This window comes from Salinivibrio sp. VYel1, assembly GCF_009377945.1.
Classification (GTDB): domain Bacteria; phylum Pseudomonadota; class Gammaproteobacteria; order Enterobacterales; family Vibrionaceae; genus Salinivibrio; species Salinivibrio siamensis.
Genome location: NZ_RSAM01000004.1, coordinates 72,012 through 87,847, shown reverse-complemented (window position 1 = coordinate 87,847; position 15,836 = coordinate 72,012). Strand labels below are relative to the sequence as shown.

16 protein-coding genes are annotated in these 15,836 nt (G+C 49.1%); 4 read left to right on the top strand and 12 right to left on the bottom strand.

Translation table 11 applies throughout. The features are described from left to right. Nucleotides 1–23: 23 nt before the first annotated feature. Together dld and EHW58_RS05375 are read right to left on the bottom strand one after the other, a co-directional pair. Entirely contained in the window at nucleotides 24–1,817 is a 1,794-nt protein-coding gene (gene dld, locus EHW58_RS05380; RefSeq protein WP_152795180.1) for a D-lactate dehydrogenase, read from the bottom strand. Nucleotides 1,818–1,920: 103 nt separating this feature from the next. Beyond that, the gene (locus EHW58_RS05375) at nucleotides 1,921–3,612 is read right to left on the bottom strand and encodes an L-lactate permease (RefSeq protein ID WP_152795178.1); all 1,692 of its coding nucleotides are present in this window, start codon (nucleotides 3,610–3,612) and stop codon (nucleotides 1,921–1,923) included. Between the two features lie 177 nt (nucleotides 3,613–3,789). Here EHW58_RS05375 and EHW58_RS05370 point away from each other — a divergent pair, with 177 nt between their 5' ends. Continuing rightward, nucleotides 3,790–4,692: a LysR family transcriptional regulator gene (locus EHW58_RS05370; protein WP_046073247.1), complete on the top strand. Its 903-nt coding sequence runs from the start codon at nucleotides 3,790–3,792 to the stop codon at nucleotides 4,690–4,692. Nucleotides 4,693–4,745: 53 nt separating this feature from the next. Here EHW58_RS05370 and EHW58_RS05365 read toward each other — a convergent pair whose 3' ends face one another. Both EHW58_RS05365 and EHW58_RS05360 read right to left on the bottom strand, forming a co-directional pair. Further along, nucleotides 4,746–5,570 (bottom strand): HDOD domain-containing protein, encoded by an 825-nt coding sequence (locus tag EHW58_RS05365; RefSeq protein ID WP_046073246.1) that lies wholly within the window; start codon nucleotides 5,568–5,570, stop codon nucleotides 4,746–4,748. 67 nt (nucleotides 5,571–5,637) lie between these two features. Then, nucleotides 5,638–6,357: a DUF3581 family protein gene (locus EHW58_RS05360; RefSeq protein WP_152795176.1), complete on the bottom strand. Its 720-nt coding sequence runs from the start codon at nucleotides 6,355–6,357 to the stop codon at nucleotides 5,638–5,640. A gap of 189 nt (nucleotides 6,358–6,546) precedes the next feature. On the opposite strand from EHW58_RS05360, the gene cobB reads away from it, so the two are divergent. Then, nucleotides 6,547–7,263 (top strand): Sir2 family NAD+-dependent deacetylase, encoded by a 717-nt coding sequence (gene cobB / locus EHW58_RS05355; RefSeq protein ID WP_046073245.1) that lies wholly within the window; start codon nucleotides 6,547–6,549, stop codon nucleotides 7,261–7,263. Between the two features lie 60 nt (nucleotides 7,264–7,323). Here the strand turns inward: cobB and potC are convergent, their stop codons facing one another. Genes potC through potA form a run of 3 tightly spaced genes read right to left on the bottom strand, consistent with a single transcriptional unit; the run spans nucleotide 7,324 to nucleotide 10,047 of the window. Beyond that, entirely contained in the window at nucleotides 7,324–8,094 is a 771-nt protein-coding gene (potC, locus tag EHW58_RS05350; protein WP_152795174.1) for a spermidine/putrescine ABC transporter permease PotC, read from the bottom strand. Continuing rightward, on the bottom strand, nucleotides 8,091–8,945 hold the full coding sequence (potB, locus tag EHW58_RS05345; RefSeq protein WP_046073243.1) for a spermidine/putrescine ABC transporter permease PotB: 855 nt from the start codon (nucleotides 8,943–8,945) through the stop codon (nucleotides 8,091–8,093). Before potB ends, potC begins: the two co-directional genes overlap by 4 nt. Continuing rightward, nucleotides 8,932–10,047 (bottom strand): spermidine/putrescine ABC transporter ATP-binding protein PotA, encoded by a 1,116-nt coding sequence (gene potA / locus EHW58_RS05340; RefSeq protein WP_046073242.1) that lies wholly within the window; start codon nucleotides 10,045–10,047, stop codon nucleotides 8,932–8,934. Before potA ends, potB begins: the two co-directional genes overlap by 14 nt. A 271-nt stretch (nucleotides 10,048–10,318) precedes the next feature. Here potA and EHW58_RS05335 point away from each other — a divergent pair, with 271 nt between their 5' ends. Continuing rightward, on the top strand, nucleotides 10,319–11,143 hold the full coding sequence (locus EHW58_RS05335; protein ID WP_046073241.1) for a membrane protein: 825 nt from the start codon (nucleotides 10,319–10,321) through the stop codon (nucleotides 11,141–11,143). A gap of 29 nt (nucleotides 11,144–11,172) precedes the next feature. Then, nucleotides 11,173–11,823 carry a DUF2987 domain-containing protein gene (locus EHW58_RS05330; protein ID WP_077577815.1) on the top strand — a complete coding sequence of 217 codons (651 nt, stop codon included), beginning with the start codon at nucleotides 11,173–11,175 and terminating at the stop codon, nucleotides 11,821–11,823. A 152-nt stretch (nucleotides 11,824–11,975) separates the two neighbouring features. Here the strand turns inward: EHW58_RS05330 and ttcA are convergent, their stop codons facing one another. The 5 genes from ttcA to ccoS all read right to left on the bottom strand — a co-directional run bounded on the left by ttcA (nucleotide 11,976) and on the right by ccoS (nucleotide 15,835). Then, on the bottom strand, nucleotides 11,976–12,905 hold the full coding sequence (gene ttcA, locus EHW58_RS05325; protein ID WP_046073239.1) for a tRNA 2-thiocytidine(32) synthetase TtcA: 930 nt from the start codon (nucleotides 12,903–12,905) through the stop codon (nucleotides 11,976–11,978). A gap of 145 nt (nucleotides 12,906–13,050) precedes the next feature. After that, nucleotides 13,051–13,998: a universal stress protein UspE gene (uspE, locus tag EHW58_RS05320; RefSeq protein ID WP_046073238.1), complete on the bottom strand. Its 948-nt coding sequence runs from the start codon at nucleotides 13,996–13,998 to the stop codon at nucleotides 13,051–13,053. A 145-nt stretch (nucleotides 13,999–14,143) separates the two neighbouring features. After that, a complete protein-coding gene (locus EHW58_RS05315; RefSeq protein WP_046073237.1) occupies nucleotides 14,144–14,893 on the bottom strand; it encodes an FNR family transcription factor in 750 nt (249 codons plus the stop codon). A gap of 65 nt (nucleotides 14,894–14,958) precedes the next feature. Further along, the gene (locus EHW58_RS05310; protein WP_152795172.1) at nucleotides 14,959–15,633 is read right to left on the bottom strand and encodes a sulfite exporter TauE/SafE family protein; all 675 of its coding nucleotides are present in this window, start codon (nucleotides 15,631–15,633) and stop codon (nucleotides 14,959–14,961) included. Beyond that, the gene (ccoS, locus tag EHW58_RS05305) at nucleotides 15,620–15,835 is read right to left on the bottom strand and encodes a cbb3-type cytochrome oxidase assembly protein CcoS (protein WP_152795170.1); all 216 of its coding nucleotides are present in this window, start codon (nucleotides 15,833–15,835) and stop codon (nucleotides 15,620–15,622) included. Before ccoS ends, EHW58_RS05310 begins: the two co-directional genes overlap by 14 nt. Nucleotide 15,836 lies beyond the last annotated feature (1 nt).

Genomic DNA, 15,836 nt, shown 5'->3' with positions numbered 1-15,836 from the left:
CGCTCCCCGTTAACGATTAGCGCTCACGAATGCGCCTGAGTGATGGAAGAGGAGGAAGCACCTGTTTGTTGGCGCAATTGATGGTCCAGGCACTGGCAATCAACGCTGTATTTTTGTTTCCCCGTTTTACCGATCCCTGGGTTAAAACTATTGGTAGGATCTAACTGGTGATAGAAGTTAGCTAAGTCCGGCTCCGCCGCATAGAGGTGACCTACGTTATGCTCGGCAGGATACTTGGCGCCTCGTTCATTGAGTAGCGCCAGCATTTTCGCCTTAATCGCACTCACATCCGCACCTTTTCTCACCACATAGTCTTGATGGAAGACGTGGCAGAAAAAGTGCCCGTAATAAAGCTTGGCGACCATCTCTTGTTCTATCTCGATGGGCAGGTGCTCTTCCCACTCGGTCTCGTTGCGCTTAAGCGCAATATCTAACGCCAGAATGTCTTCCACATCACGGCTGTGCATGGTGTGGTAGCGAATCGCCGCACCGGCTGCCGCAAAGCGGTGAAGCATGGCTTTTTTCGCTTCATCCTCACTACAGGCAAAGTAATCACTGTCTGCGTGTTCGGTGAAAAAGCGGCTCAGAAACGCCGAGGCTTCTTCTATTCCCTCATCTGAGGCTTTGAATATTAGATGGTGCTCAAACCTATCGCGAAACGCGAGCATACGTTTGGGCAAGTGCTGTGGAAAAAGCTGACTGGCGTATTGCATCACTTTATCGGGTAATGCTTTAGGCAGTAGGGGAACACTGTCTAGCCAGGCGGTTATTTTTGCTTTCAAGGCAAACATTTTCGGGATTGCATCTGTTCCCAGTCGACCAATCGCTAAAAACACATCTTTTCCGTAACGCTCGGCGATATCAAAGGCGTCACGATGCATATACTCAGCCACCTCTGGCAAGTGAGAGAGTTCGCTCAGAACACGGCGGCGCAGAGTATTAAGCACATCTGGGTTGTTGGTGCCAATGTAAAAAACTTGCTCTCGCTCAGGGATCGGGTAAGTATCAAGGCGCACGGCAAATACGGCAAGTTTCCCCGCACAGCCGCTCACTTCATGTAAGCGGTGTTTGTCGGCGTTATAGCGCGCGGGGCTGTCAGCATCGACATCACGCAAGATCTGCTCGTAGTCATCAGCAGACGCCTTGCGCTCGTCGTAGGTAATATCATCGGCGGTGTAATCACCATGCTCAACGCGCGAGAGAATAGCTTCTGGGTCATCACCTAGGGCAATGCCCAAATGATTAACCAGCGTCAGTTCACCATGTTGGTTCAACTGTGCGAACAAAGAATACTCGGTATAAGCTGGGCCGCGTTTGATCAATGCACCACCGGAATTATTGGCCACACCACCGACAATCGATGCGCCAATGCACGACGAACCGATGACCGAATGCGGCGCGCGCTTAAGAGGCCTGAGCGTCTGCTCTAACTGGTGCAATGTTGTTCCGGGAAAACTCAGTACCTGCTTACCGTTATCGAGAAGCTGTAATCCGTCTAGGCGTGTAGTGTTGATAATTACCACATCACGGTCGTAGTCGCTGCCTTTAGGAGTTGAGCCTTCGGTTAAGCCCGTATTCGCGGCTTGCATGATCATCACCACATCCGCGTCGACACATGCTTGGAGCACTCGCCATTGCATCACCAAAGAGGTTGGAAAAATAACCGCCAGAGCAGGGCCGCCTCCCGAGCGAAAGCCAGTACGATAATGCTGGGTCTGGCTTGTCTCAGTGAGTACGTTGTTTTCGCCCACGATGTCGGTCAAGGTCGAAATAAATGCTTGTTGCTGTGATGACGACAAACGTGATGGGGTATTCATAAGCGTTCCTTTCCTTTACGTTACGACAAAGGCTGGGGTCAGCCTAGCTGGCCCGCTTGTGGAGAGAAAGGCCGAGAGGAGGCTCGGCCAATAACATGTAAGATTACGCCCCGGAGAGGACATCGGCAAATTGCAATACATTGATTAACACCAAGCCAATAACCGCCGCGGCAATCAGATAATAAATGGTGGGTAAGACGGTTTTCCGCAGGGTCACGCCCTCACGGCCGAGTAAGCCTACCGTCGCGGATGCTGCGACCACATTATGGATGGCGATCATGTTGCCAGCTGCGGCACCAACGGCTTGCAGGGCAATTACCACCACGGTCGATGCGCCTAACGTTTGTGCCACTTCAAACTGAAACTGGCTAAACATCATATTGGACACCGTATTGGAGCCTGCAATAAAAGCGCCCAACGCCCCAATGGTGGCGCTTAACGCTGGGAAGCCATTCCCCACTAAATCGGCCGCAAAGCGTGCGGTCATGACTGGCATACTCACCAAGTCAGCACCATTAACGCCTGAGTTAATAAAAATCCGTACCATGGGAATGGTAAACACCAAGACAAATCCTGCGCCAATCAGTGTCTTACTCGATTCTCGCGCAGCCGTTACCAGCGGTGACAATTGACGCGCTTGCAGCAGCACGGCTAATAAAGCCACGAACGCAAGGATACCGCCCGGTAGATAAAGTGGCTGAATGGCGGCGTTAACCCCTGTTTCACCAAACAAAGAGGAGAAACCGAGGCTGACATCGGTCAGTGCCGTCTTGACCGTCGGGCTAACGCGGCTGATCACCAAGAAAACCGCCAACAAAATATAAGGGGTCCAGGCCATGGCCATGCTCATCGGCTTTTCTTGAACCTTAAGATCCATCTTCAGCGAGCCCAGCCAATGGATTGGCCACGTTGACTCGTCATCAAAGTCCCACTGTTTTTTCGGCACTAAAAAGCCTTTACGTGCCGCGGTGGTCACAAGCACAATCCCTGCTAGACCTCCGAGTAATGAAGGGAATTCAGGTCCTAACAACCAGCCGGTGAGGGCATAAGGAACGGTGAATGCTAACCCGGCGAAAATCGCAAACGGCGCCACCTCTAAGCCTTCTTTCCAGCTCTTGTTCTTACCGAAAAATCGGGTCAACATCATTGCCATTAGCAAAGGCATCAGTGTGCCAATCACCGCGTGAATAAATGACACTTGCGTGGTAATAGACTGCAGGTAGGTTGCCCAATCACTGCCATTGGCGGTGAGTGTTTGTCCAATTGCATGGCTGTCTAACCCTTTGTTTACGCCCACGATAATAGGTGTGCCCACTGCGCCGAAGGAGACAGGCGTAGATTGAATCATCATCCCCACCACAACCGCGGCGAGAGCAGGGAAGCCGATGGCGACCAATAACGGCGCCGCAATGGCAGCGGGAGTGCCGAAGCCTGATGCCCCTTCAATGAACGAGCCAAAGCACCATGCAATGATGATGGCCTGAATACGCCTATCATCGGAGATGGTGGTAAAGCCGTTGCGAATTACGGTAATCGCGCCAGTGTGCTTTAAGGTGTTGAGCAAAAGGATGGCACCAAACACGATCCAAAGTACGGCTGCTGTAATGATTAAACCTTGTGCGATGGAGGCCGATACGCGTGCCGCACTCATCTGCCACTGGAAGAGTGCGATTAAGACTGTCATGATAAAGGCAACGGGCATCGCCTTCTTGGCTGGCCAATTTAAGCCGACCAGTAAGATAGCCGCGACCACGATGGGTGAGAACGCGACGAGGGCGTATAGGGTATCTGTCATAAGGGTTCCTTATTAGGTGTCTCTTCCGTTGAATCACGTTGAATAAACAAGTCACCAATGTGTTGTTATTTTGCTGACAGCTCGGTGACTCGATGTTAACCGTATGTGACATTACGCGTTTGCATTTTTCTGATATATGGAAATAATGAAAATAATTACTTCCATAATTGACATAATATGCCGAAAACAGATGATCTTGTCCTCTTTGCTCAAGTCGCCGAATTAGGCTCTTTTAGCAAGGTAGCGGAAATAAATTCCCTGACAAATTCCGTAGTTAGCAAGCGGATTAAAAAGCTCGAAGAGGGGTTGGGAGTGCAGCTTTTGTATCGCACCACGCGTAAGCTGACACTGACTGATGCCGGACGTACCTTGTATCAAGGTGCAAAAAATGTGAAGCAGGCCGCTGATGAAGCCTTTGATGCGGTCGCAGGGTTTGGGGAGGCGATAACGGGCCAAATAAAAATTTCAGTGCCGACCATTTCTGGGGAACTGTTGTTGGCCGAAGCGGTGGCGGCGTTTTGTGGGCAATACCCTGGTCTCAATATCGATATGTCGTTGGACAATCGCTTTGTTGATTTAATTGATGAGGGGTTTGATCTGGTTATCCGAACCGGCTACCTCGAGGACTCTAGCTTAATTGCTCGCCATATTATCGACTCACAATGGGTGGTATGTGCGGCGCCCAGCTATATTGCGCGTCATGGGCGGCCACAACATCCTATCGAGTTAAAACAGCATAATTGTTTGCAATATGCCTACCAAACCACGGGAGCCAGTGACTGGGAGTTTAAAGGCGAGCATAAAAACCAAGTGATTAAAGTGGCCGGCAACTTTTCGACCGATAACCCCATCGCCCTACGACAAGGTGCGCTAAGTGGCCATGGCATCGCGTATGTACCGCGTTGTTTGGTGTATGACGATTTGATGCAGGGCGTATTGGTTGATCTTTTTCCTGACCAAGTGGGCAAAAAACTCGGGATTTATGCGGTGTATCCATTCACTCGCCAGCCACCTAAAAAAGTACGTTTGCTGATAGAGCACATCCGCAATAAATACCTTGCGATTCAGCATTGCTTTTAGAAAGCATCACGTGGTTCATATACTGCGCCCACTTGGTGATAGAGACGCCATTGTTATTTAAGCATTCTGGCCATTTCACGCCCTGAGCCAATGACATCGTCGATATTAGCGACCACGGTTTTAGGCAAACCGAGAATGTTGTACTCGAGCTGCTGGTCGAGCCAATCAAGCTTAGAGTCGGTGGTAACAAACTCGCCCCAAGCGGCGTCAATTTTGTTGGCTAAGCGAAGTATGCCCGCCAATGGCGAAAACTGCTCATCGTGTACGGGCGAAAACTGATAACGAATTGCATCGCTTAAGCGCTGGGGAAAGTTCCAAGTTTGTGCGAGCTCTCCACCTAACTCGGCGCTGGTGATCCCCAAAATAAGCTGCTGGGCTTCTTGCTTGGGCTTACCCGCCTCCATGTGCAGATTGATACGGTCCAGCTTGTCGTAAGCGGTGGTCATGATCAGCAGCTCACCGAGATTATGGAGCATGCCGGCGGTAAATGCTTCGTTACCGTCCATTCTTAATGCGTTTGCTAAGGCTTTACTCAAGGTTGCAATTTCGAAAGTGTGTTGCCAAAACGCATCCATATCCACTTCGTCATCGACGTCAAAGGCACTCATCAGTGCACTAGACACCACCAGAGTTCTCACAGGGCCTAGACCTAGCCGGATAACGGCCTCGTTGACAGAGCCCACGTTTCGGGCGCGGCCAAAATAGGCTGAATTAGACAAGCGAAGCACTCGCGCGGAAATGACCTGGTCGTAGGCGATTTTTTCGGCGATTTGATTAAGCTCAGCGTCATGGCTGTTGACCAACTCAATCAACTCTTGCACGACTTTGGGGATTTTCGGGAGACGATCGATAAGCTCGACCAAGCTATTGGATTCCATAACAACTTCCTTCAGCGTTGGCTCTGATTTAACTATAGATCAGAGCCAAAGTCTTCAGGGAGGAAAATTACTCCGTGGCGGGCGCAGCGCAGTAGGCCTGTTTTCTGGCATTAAAACGCTCTACTAGGTTTTGAATGGCCTCCTCGCAGTAGGGGCGCAAACCACTGGCAACCATCGTTTTACATCCGTGTCCCACACGCCGCCCATCGACAATAAAATCAAAAGCAAGATCGACTTTTCCGCGTTTGCCACTCACTTGCATCACCGAATCCGATAAAGCGACATCGGCAGAGTTGATTGAAAGATCATCAAACGCCAAGCTCATTTTCTCGTATATGACGAGTGGACGTTCAGTGTTAATCATCATTTGTTGCTCCCGCATTAGCGGCACCATGATATGCGGGAAGTTCTTACCGGAAAACTGCACGTAGTGCTCGGCGATCTCTGTTGCTAATGCTTTATCGTGACGTGTCTGTCCATGGCGTGTCATGGTGAGATAAAGCTTTTGATTATCGTCGACGACGGTAACGCCATCGTCTGTTTCGATAATCGACAAGGGCGTGTTGGCACTGATCATGCCATTGAACTGAATCTCGATTTGCTCGCTGATCCCTGTTTTGGCCAATAAGATAGAAAGCAGCAAATCCCCGGGCACACAGAACCGTGAAGCGTCTGTGTCATGAATCGGGTTAAAGTCGCCGGCGATACGTTTAGCAAAGTCACTTGCTTGCTGGCGAGTAAAAATCAGTTTGCCATCTTGCTCAGTGTAATAATGTTCTAATTTCATAATGGATAACAGATGCGAGAAATAAGCCGGCATTGTAACCCAAGCGAAGCGCGGCATTGGTCTAGCCAGTCGTTGCATTATCTTTTTGTGATTAGAGTCAACGACTAAGGTCTAAACCCTTACTACTTCAATGGTAAGCGTGAGAGTGTTATAAAATAAATAAACAGGTCACTTGCATAGGAACGGCGTATGGCATTCCCTTATCGACACATCGTAGTTTTGACAGGCGCGGGAATATCTGCAGAGTCAGGGATTAGAACCTTTCGAGATCAAGATGGCCTTTGGGAGGAGCATCATATTGAAGACGTTGCAACGCCTGAGGGCTTTGAGAGAAACCCGACCCTTGTTCAGCAGTTTTATAATGATCGTCGGCGCCAGTTACAAGGAGAGATCATCCCCAATCCGGCTCATGAGGCACTGGCACGCCTAGAGCAGGAAACCGAGGCCAGTGTGCTCGTTGTGACCCAAAACATTGATAATCTTCACGAGCGCGCCGGCACGCACAATATCATTCATATGCATGGTGAGCTGTTAAAGGCGCGTTGTAGCCACTCGCAGCAAACCATCGATTGGACGGGTGATATTCAGGTGTCCGATCACTGCCATTGTTGCCAGATGCCTGCACCGTTGAGGCCACACGTGGTGTGGTTCGGAGAGATGCCACTGGGAATGGGGCAAATTCATGATGCACTCAATCAAGCGGATTTGTTTGTTTCTATTGGCACCTCTGGGGCGGTGTATCCAGCGGCGGGGTTTGTGCACGAAGCGGCAATGCATGGGGCGCACACTATTGAAATAAACTTGGAGCCCAGCGCTGTGGAAAGTGAATTTAATGAGCGGCGTTACGGGAAGGCGAGCACGCTCGTGCCGAAGCTGGTGGAGGAAATTCTGGCACTGGAGCAGTAACGCAAGAGGATACAGATAGAAAAAAGGGCTGCTGGTGGTATAGCAGCCCTAGCGCAAGGGTTACTTTAACCTGTCTTTCGCGAGCCATTGCGAGCACATGACCAACACTAACGACACCAATAACATGATAGTGGCAAGTGCATTCACTTCGGGTGATACGCCCACTTTAACCATCGAATAAATCTTTAAGGGCAAAATTTCATAGCTTGGCCCGGTAACAAATGAGCTAACGATAACGTCGTCCAGCGAGAGGGTAAAACTCAGTAGCCAACCTGCACCGACCGCAGGAGCCGCCAGTGGCAAAATAATCTTGGTGAGGATCACCCATTCGCTCGCGCCTAAATCACGCGCGGCTTCAAGCATTTTAACGTCAAAGCCATTTAAGCGACTGTATACCGTGACGACCACGAATGGTAGGCAGAAAGTAATATGAGAGAGCAGTAGGGTTAAAAATCCCAGTTGCGCGCCCATCAACACAAATAGCGCCAATAACGAAATAGCCATCACAATGTCCGGGGACATCATCACCACAAAGAGCATGCCATTGACAAATTGTTTGCCACGAAAGCGGTAGCGAAAGAGGGCGACGGCAGTCAAGCTACCAATAATGGCGGCAGCACTAGCAGAAAAGACCGCAATGGTTAATGAGTTACCCGCCGCTTGCATCAGGCTATGATTATTGACCAGCTGCCCATACCACTCCCAAGTAAAGCCTTTCCAACTCATGCCAAATTTGCTGGCATTGAACGAGTTAACGAACAACACCAGAATTGGGATGTAAAGGAAGGCGTAAACCAAGGAGAGAAAACTATTCCTTAGCCACCGGATCATGATAAGGCCTCCTTGCGATTCATCCACTTACCCACACGCCAATAAGCAAACAGCAACAGTCCCATTAACACCGTCAGAGAGATACTGGCGGCTGAGCCAAATGGCCAATCACGAACGTTCAAAATCTGGCTCTTAATCACATTGCCGATCAGTAGGTTTTTCGCTCCCCCCAGCAAATCCGAGACGTAGAACATGCCTAGAGCGGGAAGAATGACCAGCAAACTGCCAGCAATAATACCGGGTGTGGTCAATGGCAGGATCACACGCATAAAACACTGGAATTTGTTGGCGCCTAAATCACGCGCCGCTTCAAGGTAGCTGCGATCGAGTTTCTCGATGCTCGAATACAAAGGCAGGATCATAAATGGCAGCAAAATATAGACAAGGCCAACCATCACCGCATACTCGGTGTACATGATGCGAACAGGGCGTTCTATTAAGCCAAGCCACATCATGCTTTCATTGAGTAGCCCACGGGTACCAAGAAATATTTTTAGCCCATACGTGCGGATCAAAGAATTGGTCCAAAACGGAACAATCACTAGAAACAGCATCAAAGGGCGTGTATTTTTAGGCATTTTGGCAATGATAAACGCAAATGGGTAACCAATGAGTAGGCAGATCAGGGTTGCCAAGGCCGCCATGTAGAAAGAGTGCCAGACTACTTTCGCATAAAGAGGATCGAGCAGTTTCGCATAATTGCTCAGCGTGAAGGTCATCTCGACAAGATCGGCGTCATCGCGCGTTAAAAAACTGGTCGCGATAATCATTAGGTTGGGTAAAAAAACAAAGATCAGCAACCAACCTACGACCAAACCCACGATGGCGGTTTGCAGATTAAGCTTTTTCATCGGCCAGCACCACCTCCCAGCTTTCTACCCAAGTCAGAGCCACTTTCTGATCGATGGAGTGATCGACGTCTGGGTCATCTTCATTGAAGAACTCACTCACCATCACGGTTTGCCCTGATGGCAGCTCGAGTACAGAGTCGAGGGTCATACCTTTGTAATTTCGCTCGCGTACGTAGCCCACAATACCATTGGGCTTGGCATTACCATGAATTTCTTCCAAGCGGATGTCTTCAGGGCGAAGCAATACCTTGATAGCGTCACCCGGATGCACATCGAGCTTGCAATAGACCTCACACTCACGTGATTCGACTCGGGCCCAAATACGTTTGTCATCGATGCGTTTAATCACATTGGCATCAAAGACATTGATTTCACCAATAAAGCGTGCCACGAACAAATTCTTAGGCTCTTCATATATCTCACGCGGTGAGCCGTCTTGCTCGATTTCGCCATCACGCATAACGATAATACGATCTGACATCGACAGGGCTTCTTCTTGGTCGTGGGTAACGAAGATAAACGTAATCCCCAGTTTGCGTTGCAGCTGTTTCAGCTCCATCTGCATTTGTTTACGCAGTTTGTAATCGAGTGCAGAGAGGGATTCATCCAGCAAGAGCACGCTCGGTTTATTGACCACGGCGCGTGCAATCGCGATACGTTGCTGCTGTCCGCCAGACAATTGATGAGGTTTACGAGAGGCATAATGGTCAAGCTGTACCATTCGCAGCGCTTCCATCACCCGAGGTTCAATATGGTGATGATTCACGCCCTGCATGCGCAGGCCAAATGCGACGTTTTCAAACACTGTCATATGTGGGAAAAGCGCATAGCTTTGAAAGACAGTGTTTACATTGCGTTTTTCTGCTGGGAGGGTCGTGACATCTTTGCCATCAATAACGACAGCACCACTATCGGCATCTTCCAGCCCCGCAATCAAACGCAGTACGGTTGTTTTGCCACAGCCTGAAGGGCCAAGGATCGTTAGGAATTCTCCGTTATTGACCGTTAGGTTGAAACGGGAGATGATTTCTTTGCCGTCGAAACTTTTGGTTAGTGACGCGAGCTCGACAACCGGTTTGTGAGATACATTTGCGTGCTTCAATGGTTCGTTCTCTCTCTACCTGGCAAATTGTCTTGTACATTCGTACCCATAAAACAGACGGCGCATAATAGACGCGTGCCAGTCGAAGTTAAAGCAGTTTTTCGCTCGTTTTGGCACTTTGGTGTCTGTTGTTCGATAAGGTGTCCAGCCTAAACCAGACCATTGTCAACGCAAAGCTGATCTGGTTATTTTTCCTTATTTGTCAGAATGATTTTTGGCTATGGGTTACAGTCAGATATACTGGGTGCATTAGTCATGATAGATAACGATTATGAGTCAACAAGAATACAACAATGCTTTACATATCGGTGGGTCGGTAGAAACGGCGCTAAACGGTCGCTACCGGCTCGATCCTTTTGAGATAATCAAAGAAGCCTTCTCTCAGACCTTCAAGCACTTTTGGTCGTTTTTGCCCGCCACCTTGTGCCTATTCGCGACTCAAATAGGTATATTAATGCTGATGCTGACGTTGTTGTTGGGGGCGCCGTCGCATTTATTTGAGGCATTGGTCGGTCAACGTGAGCTCACCACAGATATGATTTCATCCGTGTGGTTAGCGAATTTTACTTCCGAGGTTCTGATTGCGCCATTATATGCGGGGGCGAGCTTAATGGGCTTGAGTCACGCTATAGGCTTTCGCTCTAAACCACGCCATCTACTAAAAGGGCTCGTGTTTGCTTTACCTGTGACGGTCGTGATCTGCCTGTCGGCGACATTGCAAAGTGTGGCGAGCATGATTTTTCCATTACTGAGCCTTTATGTTGCGATGGCGTTTTCCATGTCGCCGTTATTGATTTGTGAAAAACGCCTCACGCCGGTTAAAGCTCTCACCGTATCCTTCCGGGCGGTAAACAAGAAATTGTTCCAAATGGCAACCATTTATGCCGTTGTCGGCGTGCTATTTCTCATTTCTTTTGCCACCGCTGGCTTTGCCTTGGTTTGGGCGTTACCCTTTCTCTTCAATGTTAAAGGTGTGATTTACCGAGAAATGTTTGGCGTTGGTGTCGAGGTGACAGTGTCACAAAATGAGAATGAAGAAAGAGCGTCGAATAGTACGACTCCGTCGTCATCTGACCAAGACACCTTTGACGCTTGATACGCTTTGAGCCTGCAACTGGAGTTCTGATGAAAAAACTAGCCAGTGTACTGGTTTTGCTGGGAATGGTGAGTGTCCCGGCCAGTGCCGATACATACCGTTTTAGCTATAGCAAGCTATTTACTCAGCTTAAACATAACGTGGAAGAAGGGCACCCTGATATTGGTGTGGCGTATTTTATGGTCTCGGCCGAGTCGGGAGAGGTTTGCCCGATTTCTCGCGCATGGATGAGCAAGGAAGAGCATTATGAAGCCTTTGATATTCCAGCCTCTCAAGCGCTGCCGCTTCCTCTCGATAACCAGCTCCGCAAAGTGAATCCGGATGTCTTTGTTGAAACGCCCGCCGATCGTAACTGCGATATTTCGTTCCAGGTATTGGTTGATCAGCCAGTAGGAAAGAAATTAACCAGCCAGCAGATCCAGGGCTGGTTGCCTCAGATGGATACGATGATGGAAAATTTAGGCGGGATGTTTGCTTCTTGGTTTATGCCGAAGACACAGGGAGTCGTCTTGCATTTTGCGCCCTCGGTGACTGGTGCGGTGACTAGCAGTGAGGGAACAAAATACCCAATCGATGCTCACCAAGCCATTATAGATGTCAATCATCTTGGCGATAGCGCCACGTTAACGCTGCCAGACGCTCCCATCAAGGTGTCGCCTTGGTTGCCGAAAAACGGATAAACGGAGAAAGACTTTAAGTCTGCACTGAGCTTCAAAGACATAATGCGCATGATGTAGAAGGCTGAAACGACAAAAAACGCCCACTGTTTAAAGTGGGCGTTTTTATTAGCAGGCCATTTAGGGCCAACGACAATTCTGTCATGCTTCAAATACTATGTGCCGACATTGACCACGTCGAGTGATAGGTTGGGGTCAACCTCGACAGGGCTCTCTGAAACGGGCGCCGGATCGGTAAAGTTTTCCTTATCGAATGCGGTATCACCATCCCCCTCAAACGCCATACCCGCTGCGACGGATTTAAAATCAAACAGCTCGGTATCGGCCATATGCGAGGGGACGATATTTTGCATTGCTCGGAACATCGTCTCAATGCGGCCTGGGTAGCGCTTGTCCCAATCTCGGAGCATATCTTTGATCACTTGGCGTTGTAGGTTGGGCTGTGAGCCACAAAGGTTACACGGAATGATCGGGAAGGCTTTTTGCTCTGAATAACGCTCAATGTCTTTTTCTCGGCAATAGGCCAGTGGACGGATCACCACATGTTCGCCGTTATCAGAGACGAGCTTCGGTGGCATGCCTTTCATCTTGCCGCCATAGAACATGTTCAAGAACAAGGTCTCTAGTATGTCATCTCGGTGATGGCCCAATGCAATTTTGGTGGCACCCAGCTCTTTCGCTGTGCGATATAAGATACCGCGGCGAAGTCGCGAGCATAGTGAACAGGTTGTCTTGCCCTCTGGCACTTTCTCTTTGACGATAGAGTAAGTGTCTTCTTCAACAATTTTGTACTCGACGCCCAAGCCCTCTAAATACTCTGGCAAAATGTGCTCAGGAAACCCAGGTTGCTTTTGATCTAAGTTGACCGCAATGAGTTGGAATGAAACTGGCGCGCTCTTTTGCAGGCTTTGCAACATATCAAGCAAGGTATAGCTATCTTTTCCGCCTGATAAGCAAACCATGATGCGATCGCCATCTTCGATCATATTAAAGTCGGCAATCGCTTGTCCGGTGTTGCGACGAATGCGCTTTTGCAGTTTATTAAATCCGTATTTTTGTGCTTTGCTCAGCTCTTCGGTGCTCATAAGTACTATCGCGTTGTCAGGCAAGGTAAACGCATTACACTGCCAGTGTGCATGAATGGCGGGTATGATACGGATTTTGACCACAAATGCCAGTCACCCGCAGGCAGTGAATGCCACTGCCTGCTGTATGATGGAATGAAAAAGGTTAATCGTTAGCGCGAGGGTCGAGTGGGCTAATGTAACCATCAGGTTTGATGGCAAGTAAGTCACAGTCGAGTTGATCAATCATATGCTCTGCGGTATTCCCGATGAACACCGCGGATAAGCCAGTGCGCCCTGTGGTCCCGAGAATGACAAGCTCTGCATCCAACTCCCGGGCAATGTTAGGGATAACATCTTCCGGCAATCCTTCTTGGACATGCGTGCGTGTTTCTTCGATGTGATGGCGCTGACGCAGGGCTTTCATTGCGGTGAGGTGATGGCCTCGTACCGCATCGGTATACGATGTTGGATCAAAGTCAGGCAGCTCGATAGTAATATTCACCGGCGTAGCAGGGTAGGCGTTAGCCAGGTGCAACTCAGCCCCTAGCATGGCACTCATGATATTCCCTTCATCGACCAATTTGTCGTTGAGCTCAGCGTGAGTTTCGGTTTCAGATGCCACATGAACAGAGGCGACTATCTTGCCTTTATCTGGCCAACCATGATCTTTAACTAATAACACTGAACTTGGGCATTTGCGTAACAAGTGCCAATCGGTGGGCGTAAAGATGACAGAGCCTAGTGTGTCGTGCTGGTGTGTCGCTTTAACCACCAAATCGTGGTGGTGGCTCAGCACGCGTTCGACAATCGCTTCGTAAGGGCGGTTATGCCATACCACGACTTTTTCGATCTCACATTCTTGAGCTTGGTGCGTTTGAATAACCTCATTCATCCATTCTTCACGCTGGTGCATCACACCTTGGCGCATTGCTTGCCGCTCATCTGATGAGAGCATAGATGTCATTTCGTATGAAAAGTCATAAATGGCAAGAAAGAGGGTGAGCTTAACCTTTGCATCACTTCGCTGGCTAAGCGTGACCGCACGTGAAAGTGCAGGTTGTTGTTCTTGGGAAGGATCAATGACGACGAGCAGGTTCGTGTACCTAGACATATCTGCCTCCTTTGCACAGATGCATCGGTTAATTTCACTTTAACCTACTTAGTCCGTTCACGCGAAAGAAATTGTTCACCATTGAGCAAAAAAGAGAAATGGCGCATAAAGCGCCATTTATTAACAACTTATTTACTTTTATTCGCTAAACGAAGCACTCTTCATCCGCAAGACGTGCAAGCTCTTCTAAGTCTAGAACCGTGATGTATTTACCTTTGACGGCCAATATTTCTGACTTTTGGAAGCGGCCTAATAAGCGACTGATAGTTTCAACGGTGAGACCCAGGTAGTTACCAATATCACCTCGTGTCATGGTAAGGCGGAACTCTCGAGGAGAGAATCCACGCTGAGCAAAGCGCTTCGAGAGGCTATAAAGGAAAGCGGCCAGACGTTCTTCAGCTGTTTTCTTCGATAACAGCAAAATCATATCCTGATCACCTTTTATCTCATTGCTCATTAGTCGCATGATTTGTTGGCGAAGCTTGGGCATTTTCCCAGAGAGGTCATCAAGTGTGTCGTAGGGGATCTCACAAATCATTGACGTTTCTAGCGCTTGAGCAAAGCTGGGGTGCTCACTATCGTTAATAGCGTCAAAGCCTACCAAATCGCCGGCGAGATGGAAGGCAGTTATCTGCTCATCACCTTGTTCTGTGATTGTGTAGGTCTTAACCGTACCTGAACGAATCGCATACAACGCTCGTAGATTATCACCGGCTTTGAACAGTTCTTGGCCTTTCTGAATAGGTTTTTTTCGCTCAATGATGCTATCCAGTTGATCCAACTCTTGCTCATTTAACGTAAAGGGAATACACAGTTGGCTAATACTGCAATCTTGACAATGAATTGCGCAGCCGCCTGACTGAACCCGCCGAGTGATGATCTTATTCGACACCATACACCTGCCTAAAATTGATAAACGTCAATATACATATTACACCATGATTGTGTGCCAGGTCGACCTTATATCAGGAGTTTGAGGGCGGAGTAAGCCGTATAAAAACCATAAAGCGCCAACATTGTGGCACATATCAAACGCAGTGCGTGGTTGTTAAGAATTGGCTTTATCCGCTCGGCAAGGGCACCAACGGTTAACATCGCCGGTAGCGTCCCTAATCCAAACCCAAGCATCACAAGGCCGCCCCCGGATGCGCTGCCAGAAACGGCGGCCCAACTCAGCGCGGAGTAAACCAGCCCACAGGGGAGCCAGCCCCACACAAGGCCAAAAGGATAGGCATATAATGGCGAACGCAGTGGCATCAGCTTGGACGTTAGCGGAGAAATAAATCGCCAGAGTTTGCTACCCAGCCGTTCAATATAGCTAAGGCCATTCCATACTTGAGCCATATAGGCAGCCAATAGCAACATCATAATGGCCGCAAACAGCCGCAATACCGCAAGATGCTGTGTTAAATCAGACAAAGCAAGCAATGAAGCCACGGTACCACCGATCATTGCGCCGGCAAGGGTATACGAGCTGATACGCCCCAAGTTATACAAGACAAGATACGGCCACTTGGCTTTTTGTGGCGGAATGCCAAGCGACATAGCCGCTGCGACCCCACCACACATCCCTAGGCAGTGGCCCGCCCCCAACAAGCCAATGACGAGGGCACCAATAAAATCAATGTTTGTCATCTTGCGTCGACGTGTGAGGTTCGGTTGGTTGGCTTGATTGTGATCCGGCGTCTTTCTCCGGTTCTTCTTCATCAAAAAGGATCGAAGAGCCCTGTCGTTCTAGATCCTCGAATTGATCGGATTTGACGGCCCAGATAAACACGACGGCCGCCACGCAAACCAGCATAATGGCGATGGGGATCAAAATATACAAACTAGCCATA